This is a genomic window from Streptomyces spiramyceticus, from assembly GCF_028807635.1.
Taxonomy (GTDB): Bacteria; Actinomycetota; Actinomycetes; order Streptomycetales; family Streptomycetaceae; genus Streptomyces; species Streptomyces spiramyceticus.
In genome coordinates this window covers 612,971-631,706 of the sequence record NZ_JARBAX010000002.1, presented here as the reverse complement: position 1 = coordinate 631,706, position 18,736 = coordinate 612,971, and the positions used below count along the sequence as shown (strand labels likewise).

The following is an 18,736-nucleotide window of genomic DNA, read 5'->3' as shown; positions in this document are numbered from 1 at the left end:
CCGGCCCGTCGCCGCCATCAAGACGGGGCATCGCGCGGCGGGAAGTGCGCGGTGGCGAGGACCGATCCGTCGGCGGCCAGCAGCTGGGCGCCGGAGACCGTCGCGGCGTCCACGGGGGCCGGGGCGCCCCAGTAGCCGTAGCCGCCCTTGAGGGTGAACGAGCCGACGGGAACGGTGGTGCCGTCGGAGCGTTCCAGTCGGCAGTGGACCTTTTCGCCGGCGCCCTTCTCCAGGCCGACCAGGTCGACGGACATGTACACCCACCCCGGCGAACCGGGGTAGGCGAATATCCGGCCCACCTCGTGGCCGTTCGCGACGAGGGCCGCCTGCAGGAGAGCCGGGTGCCCCTGGTCCTGCGCGGACAAGGGCGCCGGGGCGTCGTCGAGGGCCGTGCCGACGGCCCAGCCGCCGAAGCCGAATGCGCACGCCACGGCAGCCGCGGCAGCCGCGACCCGCAGGCGCAGGCGCCGGGGCGGCGCCGGCCGGGACCGGGAGAGCCGGTCCACGACGCGGGTCTCGAAGCCGACCGGCGGCTCAGTGCCCGGAAGCAGACCGAGCAGGCCGTCCCCGACGAGGGTCAGCTGTTCGACGTACTCCCGGCAGCCTGCACAGCGGTCCAGGTGCGCGACCGCCCGGGCCCGCTCCTGGGCGGGGAGAACGCCCAGTGCCAGCTCGGGGGCCAGCTCCTTCAGCCGGTCGCAGGTCATGGCGCTCATCGTCGGCTCGCCTCGGTCCCGAGGGTCGTACGCAGCTTTCGCGTCGCCGTCCTGATCCGTGTCTTGGCGGTGCCCAGGGGAATCCGCTCGAACTCGGCGATCTGCTGGGCGGTCATCCCGTAGATCCCCGCCATCACGAGGGCGCGGGCCTGTTCCCTCGGCAGGGCCGCGACCGCCGAACGTATCCGGGCGGACGTCTCGTCGGCGAGCGCCTGCTGTTCGGGGGTGTCGGTCACGATGTCGAGGAGCGCGTCCAGGTCCTCCGGTGCGACGGGGCTGGCTCTGCGCGCGCGGACCGCGTCGATGGCCAGGTTGTGGGCGATGGTCGTCAGCCAGGTCTTCACCGACCCGCGGCGGGAGTCGTAGATCTGGGCGTGCCGCCATGCCCGCTCGAACGTCTGCTGCGCGATGTCCTCGGCCAGCTGGGGATCGCCGACGACGGCGATGGCGACGCCGAAGACAATGCGCTGGAAGCGGCGCACGAAGGCCACGGCGATCTCGGGATCGCCCGTCGTCAGGCCGGACAGCAGCGCCTCGTCCGTTGCGCGCCCGAGGGGGAGGCCCATCCTCTGCATACCAGTGGATACGGTCGGCCTCCCCGAAGGGATTGCCCCGGTTCCACGGGAAGTCACGCTCCTATTCTCCGACCTGCCAATCCCTCGGCGCGGTTCGTCCGTATCCATTGCACGGCGGAATTTCTGCGGAGGGCTGAGCCATGGCAAAGACACTCACCAGGAGCCGCGTGGGGCTGGGGCTGGCGGCCGGAGCGCTGGCGGGCGTGCTCGCGGGCTGCGGGGGCGGAAACGGCGACGATGCGTCGACACCCGCACCGCCCCCGGAGCGGAACACCGAACCGGGGGTGACGAGGGTGAACGCGGACATGACCGACTTCCGCATCGCACTGTCGGAGAAGACGTTCAAGGCGGGCGATTACAGCTTCGTCGCGAAGAACAACGGCAAGCACGACCACGCCCTGGAGATCGAAGGCCCCAGCGGAGAGCACAGCACCAAGGTTCTCGCTCCCGGAGAGTCCGAGACGCTCAAGGTGACCCTGAAGTCCGGCACTCACGAGGTCTACTGCCCCGTCGGCGGGCACAAGGACCTGGGCATGAAGACGGAGATCACCGTGGGTGGCGGCGACTCGCCGGTGAACGAGACCCCACCGAAGACCAATGGCTACTGAGCGTGAGACATCATGATCGCTCTGAGACTGGTAAGTGCCGCACTGACCGCGGCGATGGCCGCGATCCACCTCTACCTGTGGGACGACGGAGGCTACCGGGACCTTGAAACCATCGGCGTGCTTTTCCTGCTCAACGGCATCGGCGGCGGCCTGCTGGCGCTTGCGCTGCTGGCCGCCCCCACCCGTTACGTCGGCGTTGTGGCCGTACTCGGAGCGCTCTTCACGGCCGGCACCCTGGCCGCTCTGGTGGTCAGCCTCACCACAGGCCTCTTCGGCTTCGAGGAAACCCTCGACGCGGAGCTGGTGCGGCCCACCATCGCGGTCGAATCGGCCGGGATTGTCGCCCTGACGGCGCTGGCCCTGCTGGCCCGCCGACGCCGTCGACGACGTGCGGCGACATGACGCGTCAGTCGCGCCGCCCGAAGAGCTCAACGGCGTTGCGCACCTGCGTCATTGCTTCCGCGAGTGCGCTGACCGATCCGACCGAACCCACAACCAGCAGCAAGGACCGGCGCAACCGCATGATCTCGGGTACGCCGCTGAGCGCCATGGCGTGCAGCGACGCCAGTTCGTCCTCCGCCACACCGCGGTCGGGCAACTCGGCGGGGTGACCGGCGAGTTCCCGGCGAAGTCGCGAGACGGCAGCACGCAGCTCCGTCACTCGCGGGTCCTCACCCTCGCCGGTCACGCGCCTCTGCTCCGCACTTCTCAACACTGTTTCTCCCCCTCTTTCGCCCTCGGCGACGTTGGTCGGACGTCGCGGAACAGGGCCGGGGTCAGTTAACGCCAATCGAGGCGCTGTGCGCCACTTGGCGGTTGACGTCAGTGGTCTCAGCCCGCCTGAGTCCGTCCGAGTCCGGTCTCAGTCCGTCGGCGAAGTGCTGACCGCGTGGCGCCAGACTGTCAGGTCCAGGGACACGTAGTCGCTCGGCGACTCCTCGGGCGAGAATCCCTGGATGGTCACGAGGCCCATGTGTCCCGTCCCCGTGGTGACACAGATCTGCCGCCCCTTCGACAGCTTGTCCACATAGATCGTCTCGGTGAACCGGGTCTCCGCGCGGCAGGCCGCCAACGATCCCTGCTGCCCGGGGTCGAGCAGTACCAGGGTCCCGCCGTCGCTCTCCGCGTCGATGTACCCCCCTGTGTCGTAGGAGAGTTCGTACGCCCCGTCCTCGCCCTTCTGCGGCCGTACGTCTTCGTCCGCGAGCGTCAGGTGGTACCCGGCGGTCAGGTCGATGTCCTTGAAATCGACGGGCTCCGGGTGGGGCAGAGCCTCGTTCTTCGACGGGTCGGCGTCGGGCTGGGGAGCGTCGGTGGGGTCGGCGGCGGTGCCGCCTGTGCCGCCCGCCTTGTCGCCGCTCTTGGGCCGGTCGTCCTGCTGGGCCCGGGTCTCCTTGCCGTCGTCCTTCAGCAGGACGTACGCCGTGCCGCCGCCCGCGACGCCGAAGGCGAGTGCCGCCACGAGCGCGATGACGACTCCCCGCTTGCCCGAACGCTTGGGGGCGGCCGGGGGCGTGTGGTGCATGGGGGGCGCCTGGTTGTACATCGGCACCTGCGTCGGCACCTGAGTGGGCGCCTGAGTGGGCGCCTGCGCGTGCATCTGCGGCTGGGGCTGATACGGCTGCTGGTGATGCTGGGGCTGGTGCGGCTGCGGCTGCTGAGGGGCCGCCGCCGGGCCGAAGCCGGGGGGCGGGGTGGCCGGTGCCGCAGCCGCGGTGGGCGAGTAGGCCGCGGGCGGCGCGGTGGCCGGTGCCGTGGCAGGGGGCGGCGGGGTCTGGGCCGGTGCGGGGGCGGCCGCACGTACCGTGATGTCGGCGGCTACCGCGCCCGGCAGCCAGTCCTCGGGGCGGCGCAGCACCGTCTCGGCGTTGGCGGACTGGCACAGCCCGATGACCTCGGTGACCGAGGGCCTGGCCGCCGGGTCCTTGTCGAGGCAGCGGGTGACCAGCTCCATCAGCCGCTCCGGGACCCCGGTGAGGTCGGGCTCCTCGTGGACGATGCGGTAGAGCACCCCGTGCGAGGTGCCCTCGCCGAAGGCGGGGCTGCCGGTCGCCGCGTACGCCGCGACCTGGCCGAGCGCGAAGATGTCGGTGGCCGGGGTCACCTTCCGCCCCGCCGCCTGTTCCGGCGCCATGAACGAGGGGGTGCCGATGGTGACGCCGCTGCCGGTGAGCGAGGTCGCGTCGGCGGCGTAGGCGATGCCGAAGTCGATGACGCGGGGGCCGTCGGCGGCGAGCAGCACGTTGGACGGCTTGAGGTCGCGGTGCACGATGCCCGCGCCGTGGATGACGTGCAGCGCCTCGGCCATGCCTGCGATCAGCAGCAGCACGGCCTCGACGGGCAGCGCCCCGTGGGCGACCACGGCGTCGGCGAGGGAGGGTCCCGGCACGTACGCGGTGGCCAGCCAGGGCTGCGCGCCGTCGGTGTCGGCGTCGATGACGGGCGCGGTGTACAGGCCCTGAACCCGCTGCGCGGACTGCACTTCCTGGGCGAACCGGCGCCGGAACTCGGCGTCTTCGCCGAATTCGGGGCGGATCACCTTGATGGCGACAGGGCGGCCGCCGGGCGTGTACGAGAGGTAAACCTTGCCCATGCCGCCCGCGCCGAGCTTGGCCGCCAGCCGGTATCCGGCGATGGTGGTCGGGTCGTCCCCTTCCAGCGGTTGGAATACCTGAGAGGCACTGCCCCGGTCCGACTGCTGACCACTCATCAAACTCATGTCTCCCACGCTGAACGCCGATATCGAACGGCACCCTATCCAACTTGAGGTATGCAGGACCCATGGCACATATGACGGATTATGAGCTTCCGGTTGTCGCGGGGCTGCTGCTCGCCGCGGGCGGCGGACGGCGGCTCGGCGGGCGGCCGAAAGCGCTGCTCGAACACCGGGGCCGGCCGCTGGTCGAGCACGCGGTACGGGTACTGCGCGAGGGCGGCTGCGGCCCTGTCCATGTGGTGCTGGGGGCGGCGGCAGCGGAGGTACGGGAAAGGGCCGATCTGACCGGGTGCGTACTGGTCGACAACCCGGAGTGGGAAGAGGGGATGGGGTCGTCGCTGCGCGCGGGTCTTGCGTCCCTGGCCGGTACGGGGGCGCCTGCGGCGCTCGTGTCGCTGGTCGACCAGCCGGGGATCGGCGCGGCGGCGGTGTGCCGGGTGGTGGCGGCGTACCGCTCGCCCGCGAGCCTTGTGACGGCGACGTACGACGGGAAGCGCGGGCATCCGGTGCTGTTCGGCGCCGAGCGGTGGGAGGCGGTCGCGGCGACTGCGACGGGCGACCGCGGGGCACGCGCGTATCTGAAGGAGCACGAGGCTTCGATCACGCCGGTCGAGTGCGGCGACGTGGCCGAGGCGTACGACATCGACACCGCCGAGGACCTGTTCCACTTGGAGTGACCGACCTGGCACTCAGAGACGACTTCTGTCGACCCGGAGAATCTCGATGTCAACAGACCGTTGAACTTCCACCATGAGGAAACTAGTATCCACACGTCAGAAGCGCCCTGTACGACCAGCGGCGCCCGCGACCGTACCTCGGAGCCATGGCACTCTGTGCCGTTCGCAGGCGACCCGGCGGCCGTAAGGCGTCGCCTGCGAAGGAGTGACAGCTCATGTCCGCACCAGCGCCGTCCCCGCTGGCCATCGTCGATGCCGAGCCCCTGCCGAGGCAGGACGAGGTCCTGACCGATGCGGCCCTGGCCTTCGTGGCCGAGCTGCACCGGCGGTTTACGCCCCGCCGCGACGAGCTACTCGCCCGCCGCGTCGAGCGCCGCGCCGAGATCGCCCGCACATCCACGCTCGACTTCCTCCCGGATACCGCACAGATCCGTGAGGGCGACTGGAAGGTCGCGCCGGCCCCGGCCGCGCTCAACGACCGCCGCGTGGAGATCACCGGTCCGACCGACCGCAAGATGACCATCAACGCGCTCAACTCGGGCGCGAAGGTCTGGCTCGCCGACTTCGAGGACGCATCGGCTCCCACCTGGGAGAACGTCGTCCTCGGCCAGCGCAATCTGATCGACGCGTACACGCGCCGGATCGACTTCACCGACCCCGCGTCCGGCAAGACGTACGCCCTGAAGCCGGCCGAGGAGCTTGCAACCGTCGTGATGCGGCCGCGCGGCTGGCACCTCGACGAGCGTCACCTCAGGTTCGGCGACCGCCCGGTTCCGGGCGCCCTCGTCGACTTCGGGCTGTACTTCTTCCACAACGCCAAGCGCCTCATCGAGCTCGGCAAGGGCCCGTACTTCTACCTGCCGAAGACGGAGTCGCACCTCGAAGCCCGCCTGTGGAACGAGATCTTCGTCTTCGCGCAGGACTACGTCGGGATCCCGCAGGGCACCGTTCGCGCGACCGTCCTGATCGAGACGATCACGGCGGCCTACGAGATGGAGGAGATCCTCTACGAACTGCGCGACCACGCGGCCGGGCTCAACGCCGGGCGCTGGGACTACCTCTTCTCCATCGTCAAGAACTTCCGTGACGGCGGGGAGAAGTTCGTTCTTCCCGACCGCAACGCCGTGACGATGACCGCCCCCTTCATGCGGGCGTACACCGAGCTGCTGGTGCGTACGTGCCACAAGCGCGGCGCGCACGCCATTGGCGGCATGGCGGCCTTCATCCCGTCCCGGCGCGACGCCGAGGTCAACAAGGTCGCCTTCGAGAAGGTCAAGGCCGACAAGGACCGAGAGGCCGCCGACGGCTTCGACGGCTCCTGGGTCGCCCACCCGGACCTGGTGCCGATCGCGATGGCGTCGTTCGACGCGGTGCTCGGTGACAAGCCGAACCAGAAGGAGCGGCTGCGCGAGGACGTGTCGGTGGCGCCCGGGGACCTGATCGCCATCGACTCGCTGGACGCCAGGCCGACGTACCAGGGCCTGGTCTCGGCGGTCCAGGTCGGCATCCGCTACATCGAGGCGTGGCTGCGCGGTCTCGGCGCCGTCGCGATCTTCAACCTGATGGAGGACGCGGCCACCGCGGAGATCTCCCGCTCCCAGATCTGGCAGTGGATCAACGCGGGTGTCGTCTTCGAGAACGGCCGGAAGGCCACACCGGAGCTCGCCCGCAAGATCGCCGCGGAGGAGCTGGCGGCGATCCGCGCGGAGGTCGGCGAGGAGGCCTTCGCGGCCGGCAAGTGGCAGCAGGCGCACGACCTGCTGCTGACGGTCTCGCTCGACCAGGACTACGCGGACTTCCTCACGCTGCCCGCGTACGAGCAGCTGCGCGGCTGAATCCGTCCCGCTCTCACAGCTCCGCCCCCGGTACCGCACAGCACCGGGGGCGGAGGTGTAGGGCCTGTCGTCAAACTCCCGGCGTCCGCCCGAAGGGCGGGCCCTGCGGCGTCATGGGGGTCCCCCCGCTCGAGCGCAGCCGAGAGTGGGGGAGCGTGCTCTCGGCGTGCCGGGCGGAAGGCCCCGTCGATGGACCGGACGTACTTGGGGTTTCGCCCGGTGCGGCGAAGGGGGTCCCTCCCTGCTCGAGCGAAGCCGAGAGCTTGGGGGCGCGTGCCAGGCGTCGCGGGGCTGGGGGCACCTCCCGGCCGAAGGCTGGGGGAGGGAGTTTGACGACAGGCCCTAGGAGCGGGTTCAGCGGATCGGCTCCGACAGCTCGCCGCGCAACCGCTGGGCCCGCAGCACCAGTTCGAGCTCGAAGCGGCGGTCGGGGTCGTCGACCTCGTCGCCCCAGAGCTCACGTATCTGCCGCATCCGATAGCGCACGGTCTGCGGATGTACGCCGAGCCTGGCGGCCACTTCCGGCGCTCCGCCCCTGGTCTCCAGCCAGGCCAGCAGCGTCTCCGCGAGCCGGCGGCCCTGCGTGGGCCCGCAGTCGGCGAGGGGTGCGAGGCAGCGGCGCGTCAGGTCCTCGATCAGCTCCTCGGGCGGCAGCAGGACCAGCGCCTCGGTGTACTCGGTGCAGTGCAGCAGCCGCCCCGACGGCAGCAGCCCCCGCTCCATGAGGCGTACGGCGGCCGCCGCCCAGCGCAGCGACTTCGCCGCCTCCGTCAGCGGTACGGTCGGCCCGATCGCCCCCGACCAGCCCTTCATGGCCCGGCGCAGCAGTTCGGGCCGCCCGGCGAGGGACGGGTCGGGGACGATCACGAGGGGCTGCTCGCTCTCCATGTCGAGCAGTACGCCCTGCCCCACGGCCGGTGCGACGCACTCGCGGGCCGGGCGCAGGAGCACCCCGACGGCGACGCGCTCGGGCAGCGTCCACCGGATGCGGGCGGCATGCTCGGCGAGGGACCGGGTGCGGGCGGGGTCGTTGGGCAGGCGGTGCTCGTCGATCAGTGCCTGCGCCAACTTCCTTTGCAGACGCAGACGTTCACCTGCTTCACGGGCGGCGGCCTCGGCGTAGCCGCGTACCGACTGGTCCACCAGGCCGTCCAGATAGGCGAATCCGGACTCGGCGAGTTCGTACATCGCGGGTGGGGGGATACGTACCTGCTGGCCGATTTCGGCAAGGCGCCGCCAGGCGAGGCGGACGCCGAGCCGGTAGATGGCCTGGAGGGAGTCGAGCGAGCGGCCGTGCAGCCCTTCGCCGCGGCCGAACTCCTGGAAGACTTCCAGGTGGACGCGCGGACGGCCTTCCCCCTGGACGAGGTGCTGCACGAAGTCTTCGAGGGCACGGCGGATGCCCACGAGTGCCATGAGCTCGCCGGATTCGTCGTGGACGAGGGGCAGCCTGGGGTATTCGCGGCGGATGCCGTCGAGGATCTCCTGGGCGAGCGAGGGGACCTCGCGCATGGCGCGGTCGGTGAACCGGCGTAATTTGAGTCGGGGTACGTCGTCCCACGCCGAGGCGTCGGCCATGCTGCGTCCCCCGTCCACTGCGGTCACTTCCGTGGCGTCGCCGACTCATAACTGATCAGCGGCACATTGGGCTGGTCCGGGGTGGCGTTCAGCAGGGCCACGATGGCGAAGGCCGCGCCCACGGCGAGTGCGGCGGCGGCAGCGATGGTCAGCGCTGCCGCAAGGAGTCTGGACATGGTCGGGTCAGCCTCTCTGACGCTGTGACCCACCGGTGGTCCCGCCGGCCCCGTCCGGCAATGGCCCAGTGTTGGCACTGCATTGACAGTCCGTCAAGAGGACGCCTACGGTTCCCGGCCCATACACGCATGTGCACGTATCTGCCGAGCCGCCCCCACTGGCCCCCACTTGGAGTGCCCGTATGCGTCGCACCGCTTCGCCCCTGTCGCTGGCCCTGCTGGGTGCCGGTGTTTTCCTCCTCGTCCTCGCTCCGATGCTGGCCTGGTACGTCGAGCCGCGCGCCAAGCGCACGCCCATCGATGTCGACGTGACCACGGTGTTCACCGGCACGGGCAACTATTTCGACACCGGAAGGATCGAGACCGTGTCCGGCAAGAAGATCACCGTCACCCGGCAGGTACGGGGTGATGTGGCCGACAGCGAGGAGAGCGGCCGGGCCGTCTGGGACGTCTCCACCTCGGTCGACACGGACGCCACTCTGCCGGCCGCCGACACCCACGACTCGCTCCAGTGGACGCTGGAGCGCTGGGTCACCGACCGCAGGACCAATGAGCCGGTGCACTGCTGCCAGGAGAAGCCCGCCTTCGACGGGGAGGCATACCTGAAGTTCCCCTTCGACGTACAGAAGCGCTCGTACCGCTGGTGGGACAACACGCTCGGCTCGACCGTCCGCCTCCGCTTCGCGGGTACGAAGAAGATCCAGGGGTACGAGGGCTACCGCTTCACCGCCGCCGTGGAGCCGGCGAAGACCGGCACCCGGCTGGTGCCCGGACGGCTCGTGGGACTGCCGAAGCGCAGCCAGGTGCTGGCCGAGGAGTGGTACGCCAACCATGGCATCGAGCTGGTCGTCGACCGGCGTACAGGGCGCATTATCAATGCCGCGATCGGTCCGCGGAAGACGCTGCGCGCACCGGGCGCGAAGAAGGACGCGGTGGTGCTGCTGGACAGCGAGCGGCTGGAGTTCACGGCGGCGACGCAGCGCTCGCAGGTGGGCCTGGCCTCGGCCGACAGCGACCGGCTGAAGCTGGTGGGCGAGACGCTGCCGATGGGGGGCGGTGGGGCGGGAGTGCTGCTGGCGCTGGCTGGTGCGGTACTCGTCGTGCGAGGGCGGGAACGACCGACTTCCCAGCAAATCATCACAATGTGATGACACATCAGCTCTCAGTGGGCCCGAAATTGTCACCGAGGTGAGTAGCCGCATCGAACAGCGTGGCGAAAACTGTCCACCCCACCCCGAGAACGGCCCCACCGGTTCCGCACCCTGAAACGAGTTGGAGCTCGCATGCCCCAGCACGTGCCCCCCACACTGCACGATGCGAACCCTCAGAAGAACCGCGCGACCCAGAAGTCTCAGAAAAACGAGGAAAACGCTGCCACACCACTCCACCCCCGTCGCATCGTCTTCCTCTCCCGCCGCGACCTGGGCAACCCGGCGGCCGGCGGCTCCGAGCTCCTCGTCGACCGCCTCGCGGACGGCCTCACCGCCCTCGGCCACCAGGTCACACTGCTGTGCGGAGGTCCGGCGGCGTACCGCGACTACCGGGTCGTCTCCGCAGGCGGCGACCTCGGTCACTTCATCAAGGCCCGCCGCGCCTTCACCCGTCAGGTCGGCGACTGCGATCTGCTGGTCGAGGTCTGCAACGGGCTGCCGTACCTCACCCCGCTCTGGCACCGCGGCCCCACCCTGTGCCTGGTCAACCATGTCCACACCGAGCTGTGGGGGATGCGCTTCCCCGGCCCCGCAGCCGGACTCGGGCGCCGCCTGGAGCACTGGGCACTGTCCGCCGCGCAGCGCGAGAATCTGCTGGTCGCCGTCTCCACGTCGACGGCGGGCGCACTGGGCGCGCTCGGCGTCGACCACAGCCGGATCCGCGTCGTGCACAACGGAGTGGAGCAGCCTGGCGCGCTTACGCCCCGTTCCAGCGAGCCGCTTTTCCTGGCGATGGGCCGGCTGGTCGAGTACAAGCGCATCGATCTCCTGCTGCGCCTCTGGGAACGGGTCAGACCGGTCACCGGCGGCAAACTCCTGATCATCGGCGACGGCCCCGAGCGCCGGCGCCTCGAAGCGCTCGCGGGCCCCGACGTGATCTTCAAGGGCCGGGTGTCGGAGGCGGAGAAGCATCAACTCCTCTGCGCCGCATGGCTGTTGCTGCATCCTTCGGCGGTCGAGGGATGGGGCCTGGTCGTCACCGAGGCCGCGACCCGTGGCACCCCGGCGATCGGCTTCGACGTACCGGGCCTGCGGGACTCGATCGCGGACGGCGTGACGGGCGTACTGGCGCGGGGCGAGAGCTCGTTCGCCGCGGCCTGGTGCACGCTCGCCCTCAGCACCGAGCGGCGCGAGGCGATGGGCGGCGCGGCGGCCGCGCGTGCGGAGCGCTACCGCTGGAGCAGTACGGTGCGCCAGTTCCGGGCGGTGGCCGCCGAGGCGGCCGCGCCACGGCGGGGGTGACACCACAGTGAAGGACCCCTCCCTGCACAGGTCCGTCACCCTCTTCCGGGCGTTCATGCGTGAGCAGACCGAGCCGGAGCGGTGCTACGCGCTGCTGGCCCGTGACGCGGCGGACCAGGTGGAGCGGTACGTTCCGCTGGCCGGCAAGGTCGTCGTCGACATCGGTGGCGGCAGCGGCCACTTCACCGAGGAGTTCCGGCGGCGCGGCGCGCAGAGTTTCCTTTTCGAGCCGGATGTACGGGAGCTGGGCGCGGGCGGCCGCAAGACCGAAGGGGCCGTGGTCGCCGACGGCTACCTCCTGCCCCTCGCGGACGGTACGGCCGACGTCTGCTTCTCCTCCAATGTGCTGGAGCACGTCGAGGACCCGCGGACCTTCCTGAGCGAGATGGTCCGCGTCACCGCCCCGGACGGCCTGATCTACGTGTCCTTCACCAACTGGTTCTCCCCCTGGGGCGGCCACGAGTGGGCGCCCTGGCACTATCTGGGCGCCGACCGGGGCCGCCGCCGCTACGAGCGGCGCACCGGGCGCAAGGCCAAGCACACCGTCGGCGAGAACCTCTTCCCGATCCACATCGGCACCACCCTGCGCCAGGTGCGCGCCCGCACCGATGTGCAGGTCGTGTCGGCACGCGCCCGCTACTGGCCGTTCCTGCCCGGGATCGTGCCGAAGGTGCCGCTGCTGCGCGAGTTCGCCACCTGGAACCTCCTCCTCATCCTCCGGCGGTGTCCATGACCAGCACTCTGCAGGCGCCCCCCAGGACTCCCCCGCCCGGGCCCCCTCCGGCGCCGGATCCCGCCGATCCGCGTTCACGCCGCTGGCTGTTCGGGTTCTGGGCGGTGGTGCTTCTGGCCTTCCTGGCGGTCTCACCGGGCCGGATGACCTTCGAGACGAAGCTGGGCGTGGCGCTCGACCCCTTCAAATTCCTGTCCGACCTGGGCGAGTTGTGGCACAGCAGGTCGGGCTTCGGCGGCATCTTCGACCAGTACGTCGGCTACGCCTTCCCGATGCTGCCGTTCTACGCCCTGGCGGACCTGGTGCACCTGCCGGTCTGGCTCGCGGAACGGCTCTGGCTGTCGATCATCGTCGCCACCGCGTTCTGGGGCGCCCTGCGTCTCGCCGAGCGCCTGCGCATCGGCTCGGCCCCGGCCCGGCTGCTCGGCGCGGTCGCGTACGCCCTGTGGCCGACGTACACCATCGTCATCGGGTCGACCTCGGCCGCCGCACTGCCCGGGGCACTGCTGCCGTGGGTGCTGCTGCCCCTCACCGATCCGCGCACGAGCGCCCGTATCGCCGCGCTGCGCTCCGCCCTCCTGGTCACCTGCATGGGTGGCGTGAACGCGGCATCCACCCTCGCGGCGCTCCTGCCCGTAGGGCTGTATCTCCTCAGCAGGCCGGGCGGACCCCGTCGGCGCGCGCTGATCGGGTGGTGGGTGCCGGGGGTGCTTCTGGCCACGGCGTGGTGGGTCGTACCGCTCCTGATGCTCGGCATCAACGGCGAGAACTTCCTCCCGTACGTCGAGCAGGCCGAGACCACGACCGCCACCATGTCCGCCACCGAGCTGCTGCGCGGCGCCGGGAACTGGGTCGCGTATCTGCACTTCGGCGAGGCATGGCTGCCGGCGGGCTGGACGGTGGTCACGTCGGTCGTCGCCGTCCTCGGCTCGGCGTTCGCCGCCGCGCTGGGGCTTGCGGGGCTCGCCCGGCGGGACATGCCGGAGCGCCGCTGGCTGGTCCTGGTGGTGCTGTCGGTGGCGGTCATCACCCTTGCCGGATACGGGGGTTCGCTGGGCGCCCCCTTCCATTCGGCCGTACAGGACTGGCTGAACAGCTGGCTGGTGCCGTTCCGCAACATCTACAAGTTCCAGCCGGGCCTGGCGCTGGCACTGGTCCTCGGCCTGATGCACGTGACAGCGGTGGCCGCCGAACAGCGCGGCGCGCGCCCACTGCCGGGACGCCGCTTCGCGCCGCTGGTCGCCGCGCTCCTCGTCATGCCAGGACTGGCGCTCCCTTACGTCAACGGCAGCATCCTGCAGCCGGGATCCTTCAGCAAACTCCCCGGGCACTGGGAGGCCACGGCCGACTGGCTCAAGAAGTACTCCCCGGACAGCCGCGCCCTGGTCGTCCCTGCCACCGCCCACGGCATCTACACCTGGGGTTCGCCCATCGACCAGCCCCTCGACGTCCTGGCCGACTCCCGGTGGGGGCAGCGCGACTACGTGCCGTTCGGTACGCCCGGCAACCGGCGGGCGATGGACGCGGTGGAGCAGGCCCTGATGTCCGGCACCCAAGTCCCCGGCCTGAGCGACTACTTGGCCCGCGCGGGCCTGCACTATGTCGTCGTACGCAACGACCTCGACCCGGACCAGATCGGCTACGTACCGCCGCAGACGGTGAAGCGCACGCTGGAGGAGTCCGGCTACCGGCGGGTCACGGGCTTCGGCCCGGTGCTGACCGGCGGGCGCATCCCGGACGACACCCCGGTGCAGGTCGAGGGCCTGTACCCACGTCAGCAGGCGGTGGAGATCTACCAGCCGCCGACGTCCGCCCGTCCGGGTCCGGCGGGACTCAAGCCGGTGGCGGACACGACGGTGGTCAGCGGCGGACCTGAGGCTCTGCTGCGACTCTCGGCGGACCCCGCGATGCGAGAGCGTCCCGCGGTGCTCACCGGGGACAGCCACCCGGGCCTGGGCGACCCGGCTGTGCAGGCGACAGCGGACGGCCTGCGGCGGGCGGACACCCGTTTCGGCCTGGTGAATTCGAACACCTCCTACACCTACACGGCAGAGGAGCGGAACCACCCGGGAAGCGTGCAGGACCCGGGGCGGACGCCGCGCCAGATCCTCCCCACCAAGGGCATCGCACACCAGACGACGTCGGTCCTGCGCGGCGCGGACTCGGTGACGGCGTCGAGCAGCGGCAACTGGCTGTTCCATCTGCCGCAGTACGACCCGGTGAACGCTTTCGACGGGAATCCCGACACGGCATGGACCGAGGGCAGCGCGGCGTCGCCGACGGGCGAGTGGCTGCGGATCGCCTTCGACGCAGCGGTGTCCGTGCCGTCCTCGATCCGCCTGACGCCGCTGCCCGGGGACGGCGTACGGGCGGCGCCCACTGTCGTACGAGTAGAAACGAACCGGGGCAGCGAAACGAGCCCGCTCCAGCCGAACGGCATGCCGCAGTCGGTCAAGGCACCGCCAGGGGATGCCAGTTGGCTGCGCATCACCATCACAGGTGCACAGCAGGGCCGACCGGGCCTGATGGGTGCCGGCTTCTCGGCGGTCGACATCCCCGGCGTCCAGGTAACGCGCCTGCTGTCGCTCCCCTCGGACGCCGACCCGGACCTGATCTCGCTGCACAGGGGCAGCGACCCGGGCGGCCTGTCGCCGGTCTCGGCGGAGGTGGGCCTGCACCGCCAGTTCACCACCAGGACAGGCGGGGCGTACGCCCTGAAGGCAACCGCGTTGCCGGTACCGGGCGACGCACTGGACGAGCTCCTCTACCGCCTGGCACCCGAACAACGCCGCCGCGTCACCGCCACCGCCGACTCGACGGCCCGCCTGGGCGCATCTCTCACCCCCCGGAACCTGGTGGACGGCGACCTGACCACCTCCTGGATCGCCGGGGACCGGGCGGTACTGCACCTGCGATGGCCCGGGAAACGACCGGTCGGCGAGATCGTCTTCGCGGCGGCCGGCGGTCTCTCCACCCGCCCCGAGCAGGTGGAAATCAGCTCCCCGGACGGAGCGGCAACGGTCTCGGTCGACGAGAACGGCCTGGCCCGCTTCGAGCCGATCACCACCGACCGCCTGGACATCACGGTCTCGCGCACCGCCCCGCTCACCGTGCACAACCCGGTGGCGGACGGCGAGATGCAGCTTCCGGTAGGCCTGAGCGAGGTCTACGTACCCGCTCTGAACGAATTCCGAATCCCGCAACCCGACCCGTCCAAAACCTTCCAACTCCCCTGTGGCCAGGGCCCCGTACTCGCCATCGACGGCACCCTGCACGCGACGAGCGCGAAGGGAAGGATCAGCGATCTGACGGAACGCCGCCCGATCCAGGTCTCGCTGTGCGCGGGTGAGCAGCGCAACGGCAAAGCGAGCCTGACCCCGGGCACGCACCGCGTGGAGGCGGGCGACGCGGGCCCCTTGGCCCTGACGGACATCACCCTGACCAAGGGCAAGCCGGCGCCGACGGCACGCGACTCCCGCCCGCTCTCGGTACAGGACGGCACGGGCGACCGCCGCTCGATACAGGTCGGCGAGGGCGAGGCCTCGTACCTCCAGCTGTACGAGAACGCGAACCCCGGCTGGCACGCCACCCTCAACGGCAAGGAGTTGCCCTCGGTACGGCTGGACGGCTGGCAGCAGGGCTGGCTGATCCCGGAGGGCACGGGCGGCACGGTGCGCCTGGCGTACGGCCCGGCGAAGCTGTACGAGGCGGGGCTGATCGGCGGCGGCGCGGCGGTGCTACTACTGGCGGCCCTGACCCTGTTCCGCCGCAAGGCCACACCCGCCCCCACCTCCACTCCTCCGCCCGCCCCCGGCCCGGTCCTTGGCGTGGCGGTACTCACGCTGGCGGTGGCTGTGGTGGCCGGCCCACTGGCGCTGCTGGTCCCGGCGCTGGCCCTCGTGTCCCACTTCCGCCCGACCCTGCTGCCCCCGATGGCGCTGCTGGCGATGGCGGCGGCGGGCACGGCGGCGGCCCTGGAGGCGGGGGCACCGGCGTCGGCGGACGAGGGCGCGTTCGGCCCGGCGGCGCAACTCCTGGCGCTCACGGCACTGGTGGCGGCCCTGGTAACGACAACCCGCAACACGGGCCACGAGCCCCCGAACACCTCGCCTGCGCCCGGAGCACCGGCCACTGCGCACGCCACCCCCGTCGGCGGAGAGGGAGGCACACCCACCACCCCATCCGCACCCGGAGTCCCGACCGGCCCGCCCCCGCCCCCAGCCGGGAGCGCGCCGGCAACCTCAACCGACGCCGTCGAAGCGGGCGCCGACGGCGCTGTCACCTCCCCGCCCCACCCCGCTGTCCCCAAGCCCCGGAAGCGCAGCTAATGCACGGAGCCGACGGACACCTGGGTGCCGCTGGGCACGGCCCAAGACGAGCCCCACGCCGCTTCGCAAACCGGGTTGCGGGAGGGGACGTGCAGGGGCGCTCCCCGCAGGGTGTCGAACACAGTTTGGGCGGCGTACAAACCACTCCCCCGCCCGTTCGGCACCCGAGGAGACGCCCCAGCGCGGCACCGACCCCAAAGCCACCGCACGCGCCCACCCCCGCACCGCACCGCACAGCCCCCGACGCCGACGCCGCCCCCCGACGGGAACGGAAGATGACCGCACTGCAGCACCCCGCCCGCCCCGGAGGCCCACCGCAGCCCCCGCACGCCCGTGTGCCCTTCACCGTCGTCGACGAAGTCACCCGGCACTGCCTGCAACCCCGTGAGCCCGAGACCGTACACATCGAGGTCCACCTCCCCACCCAGCCCGACCCCGCCCGCCTGCGGGCCGCCTTCGCCGAGGCGTTACGCCGCCACCCTCGCATCCTGATGCGGGAGGCGCCCGGCCCCTGGTACCGGCGCCGGTACGAGTGGGAGCTCACCCGGACCCCCGACACCGACGTCGTAACGTTCCCGCCGGCCACCCCGGACGCACTCCCCCGCGCCCGCGAGCGCGCCCTCGCCTTCGCTCCGCCGCTCGCCGTCTCCCCACCCGTACGCCTTGAAGTGATCGGCTCCGTACTCCTTCTGACGGTGAACCACACCGCCCTCGACGGCCCCGCCTGCCTCCGCGTCCTCGCCACCGCCGCCGAGCTGTACAGCGGCCAGAGCAACGCCCCCGCGACCGCCGCCCCCGCCCGCCCAGCCGCACCGCAGTCGCCCCAGGACCAGCCCGGCCCCCTGAGCGGCACAGGATTCGCCCCGATCGCACGCGTAGCCCCCGGCACGCCGACTGTCGCCACCGGCAACAGGATGCTGATCACCGAGCTCCCCGTACCCAGCCGCCCGCGCACCGCGCCGTACACGGTCAACGACCAGCTCATGGTCGCCACGGCCCGCATGATCGCCCACTGGAACAACGAACACGACCGCCCCCCACGCCCCATGCGCATCACAATGCCCGTGGACGACCGCCCCCGGGGCCCGGACATGCCGATAGGAAACGGCACTCGCCTGGTAGAAGTCCCGTTCACCTCAAAGGAGTTGGCAACACACTCCACCCCCGACCTCCTGCACCTCACCGCCCGCCGCACCCGCGCCCTCAAGGCCCTGCCCCGCCCCCAGCTGGGCCACGGCGCGGCCCTGCTCACCGCCCCCGTGCTCCCGGTCGGGGTCCGCGCGGCGATCACGCGCGGCCTGCGCAGAGCCGTCGCACCGTGGACCTCGACCACACTCCTGAGCAACATCGGCCGTATCCCGTACGCCCTTGACTTCGGCGAGGGCACAGGCCGGGCGACAGCCGTCTGGTTCTCCGCCCCGGCCCGGATGCCACGCGGCCTGACGGTCACCACGGCAAGCACAGGGGGCAAGCTGCATCTGGCCCTGCGCTGGTCCAGCGCACTGCTGGGCGCCGACGACGGCGAGCGGCTGCGCGACCTGTTCACGGAGTACCTGGCCGCAACCGCAACCGCAGAGGGAGGCGAAACCCAGTGAAAAGCACGTCCGCACGACCACGCCCTCCCACCCTCCGCGACTTCTACGAGGACCCCACCGTCCCCGTAGCCTCCGGCACTTCCCGCAGCCTGCGCCAGGCACGCATGCTGGCCGCCGCCCTGGGGCCGCCCACTCCCCCGGCCACGGTCCTGGACATCGGCTGCGGCGACGGCACCGCGGCCGCCACCGCCGCGCCGCTCCTCCGCGGGCACCGAATCGTCGGCGTCGACTGGTCGCAGGACGCGCTGCGCCGCGCATCGACCCGTATCGAACACGTAGTACGGGGCGAACTCACAGACGGCGGCCTGCCCTTCGGCAACGGCACCGCACAGGCAATCCTCTTCAGCGAAGTCATCGAGCACCTGGTAGACCCGGACAGCGCCCTCGACGAACTGCGCCGCGTACTGTCCCCCGGCGGCCACCTGATGCTCTCCACCCCCAACCTCGCGGCCTGGTACAACCGGGCACTGCTCCTCGCCGGAGTCCAGCCCGTCTTCTCGGAGGTGAGCCTGCGCGCAATCCACGGCCGCCCGGGCCACGAGGTCGTAGGTCACCTACGCCTCTACACGGCCCGCGCGCTGCGAGAGTTCCTGACGGCTTCGGGCTTCGAGGTGGTCCGAATCGCCGGAGCCCCATTCCACGGCGTACCGCGCGCCCTGCGCCCCCTGGACCGCCTCGCCTGCGCCGCACCGAGCGCCGCGTCGATCCTGCTCGCGCACGCCCGCCGCCCCGCCGGGGACTGAGCC

16 protein-coding genes are annotated in these 18,736 nt (G+C 71.3%); 10 read left to right on the top strand and 6 right to left on the bottom strand.

Going from position 1 to position 18,736, the window contains the following annotated elements; genetic code table 11:
- Positions 1–17 precede the first annotated feature (17 nt).
- Together PXH83_RS26365 and PXH83_RS26360 are read right to left on the bottom strand one after the other, a co-directional pair.
- Positions 18–716, bottom strand: coding sequence for an anti-sigma factor family protein (locus PXH83_RS26365; protein WP_274563661.1), 699 nt, complete (start codon positions 714–716; stop codon positions 18–20).
- Complete coding sequence (locus PXH83_RS26360; RefSeq protein WP_274563660.1) at positions 713–1,291, bottom strand: RNA polymerase sigma factor; 579 nt, start codon at positions 1,289–1,291, stop codon at positions 713–715. Before PXH83_RS26360 ends, PXH83_RS26365 begins: the two co-directional genes overlap by 4 nt.
- A 140-nt stretch (positions 1,292–1,431) precedes the next feature.
- Between PXH83_RS26360 and PXH83_RS26355 the strand changes: the two genes are divergently transcribed.
- Positions 1,432–1,899 carry a plastocyanin/azurin family copper-binding protein gene (locus PXH83_RS26355; RefSeq protein WP_274563659.1) on the top strand — a complete coding sequence of 156 codons (468 nt, stop codon included), beginning with the start codon at positions 1,432–1,434 and terminating at the stop codon, positions 1,897–1,899.
- A gap of 12 nt (positions 1,900–1,911) precedes the next feature.
- Positions 1,912–2,301 carry a hypothetical protein gene (locus tag PXH83_RS26350; protein ID WP_274563658.1) on the top strand — a complete coding sequence of 130 codons (390 nt, stop codon included), beginning with the start codon at positions 1,912–1,914 and terminating at the stop codon, positions 2,299–2,301.
- 4 nt (positions 2,302–2,305) lie between these two features.
- Here PXH83_RS26350 and PXH83_RS26345 read toward each other — a convergent pair whose 3' ends face one another.
- Complete coding sequence (locus PXH83_RS26345; RefSeq protein ID WP_274563655.1) at positions 2,306–2,614, bottom strand: DUF5955 family protein; 309 nt, start codon at positions 2,612–2,614, stop codon at positions 2,306–2,308.
- Positions 2,615–2,761: 147 nt separating this feature from the next.
- The gene (locus PXH83_RS26340) at positions 2,762–4,609 is read right to left on the bottom strand and encodes a serine/threonine-protein kinase (RefSeq protein WP_274565175.1); all 1,848 of its coding nucleotides are present in this window, start codon (positions 4,607–4,609) and stop codon (positions 2,762–2,764) included.
- 80 nt (positions 4,610–4,689) lie between these two features.
- Here PXH83_RS26340 and PXH83_RS26335 point away from each other — a divergent pair, with 80 nt between their 5' ends.
- Both PXH83_RS26335 and aceB read left to right on the top strand, forming a co-directional pair.
- Entirely contained in the window at positions 4,690–5,292 is a 603-nt protein-coding gene (locus PXH83_RS26335) for a nucleotidyltransferase family protein (protein ID WP_274563653.1), read from the top strand.
- A gap of 215 nt (positions 5,293–5,507) precedes the next feature.
- A complete protein-coding gene (aceB, locus tag PXH83_RS26330) occupies positions 5,508–7,127 on the top strand; it encodes a malate synthase A (protein WP_274563652.1) in 1,620 nt (539 codons plus the stop codon).
- 354 nt (positions 7,128–7,481) lie between these two features.
- Here aceB and PXH83_RS26325 read toward each other — a convergent pair whose 3' ends face one another.
- A complete protein-coding gene (locus PXH83_RS26325) occupies positions 7,482–8,705 on the bottom strand; it encodes a PucR-like N-terminal domain-containing protein (protein WP_274565174.1) in 1,224 nt (407 codons plus the stop codon).
- Between the two features lie 23 nt (positions 8,706–8,728).
- Positions 8,729–8,881: a hypothetical protein gene (locus PXH83_RS26320; RefSeq protein ID WP_214925625.1), complete on the bottom strand. Its 153-nt coding sequence runs from the start codon at positions 8,879–8,881 to the stop codon at positions 8,729–8,731.
- Positions 8,882–9,063: 182 nt separating this feature from the next.
- Here PXH83_RS26320 and pgfA point away from each other — a divergent pair, with 182 nt between their 5' ends.
- The 6 genes from pgfA to PXH83_RS26290 all read left to right on the top strand — a co-directional run bounded on the left by pgfA (position 9,064) and on the right by PXH83_RS26290 (position 18,733).
- Complete coding sequence (gene pgfA / locus PXH83_RS26315) at positions 9,064–10,029, top strand: cell envelope lipid trafficking protein PgfA (protein WP_274563649.1); 966 nt, start codon at positions 9,064–9,066, stop codon at positions 10,027–10,029.
- A 135-nt stretch (positions 10,030–10,164) separates the two neighbouring features.
- On the top strand, positions 10,165–11,334 hold the full coding sequence (locus tag PXH83_RS26310; RefSeq protein WP_274563647.1) for a glycosyltransferase family 4 protein: 1,170 nt from the start codon (positions 10,165–10,167) through the stop codon (positions 11,332–11,334).
- Between the two features lie 7 nt (positions 11,335–11,341).
- The gene (locus PXH83_RS26305) at positions 11,342–12,067 is read left to right on the top strand and encodes a class I SAM-dependent methyltransferase (RefSeq protein WP_274563645.1); all 726 of its coding nucleotides are present in this window, start codon (positions 11,342–11,344) and stop codon (positions 12,065–12,067) included.
- Entirely contained in the window at positions 12,064–16,395 is a 4,332-nt protein-coding gene (locus PXH83_RS26300) for an alpha-(1->3)-arabinofuranosyltransferase (protein ID WP_274563644.1), read from the top strand. Before PXH83_RS26305 ends, PXH83_RS26300 begins: the two co-directional genes overlap by 4 nt.
- A 275-nt stretch (positions 16,396–16,670) precedes the next feature.
- Positions 16,671–17,990, top strand: coding sequence for a condensation protein (locus PXH83_RS26295; RefSeq protein WP_274563643.1), 1,320 nt, complete (start codon positions 16,671–16,673; stop codon positions 17,988–17,990).
- Positions 17,987–18,733, top strand: coding sequence for a class I SAM-dependent methyltransferase (locus tag PXH83_RS26290; protein WP_274563642.1), 747 nt, complete (start codon positions 17,987–17,989; stop codon positions 18,731–18,733). The genes PXH83_RS26295 and PXH83_RS26290 overlap by 4 nt, the downstream gene beginning before the upstream one ends.
- Positions 18,734–18,736: the final 3 nt, after the last annotated feature.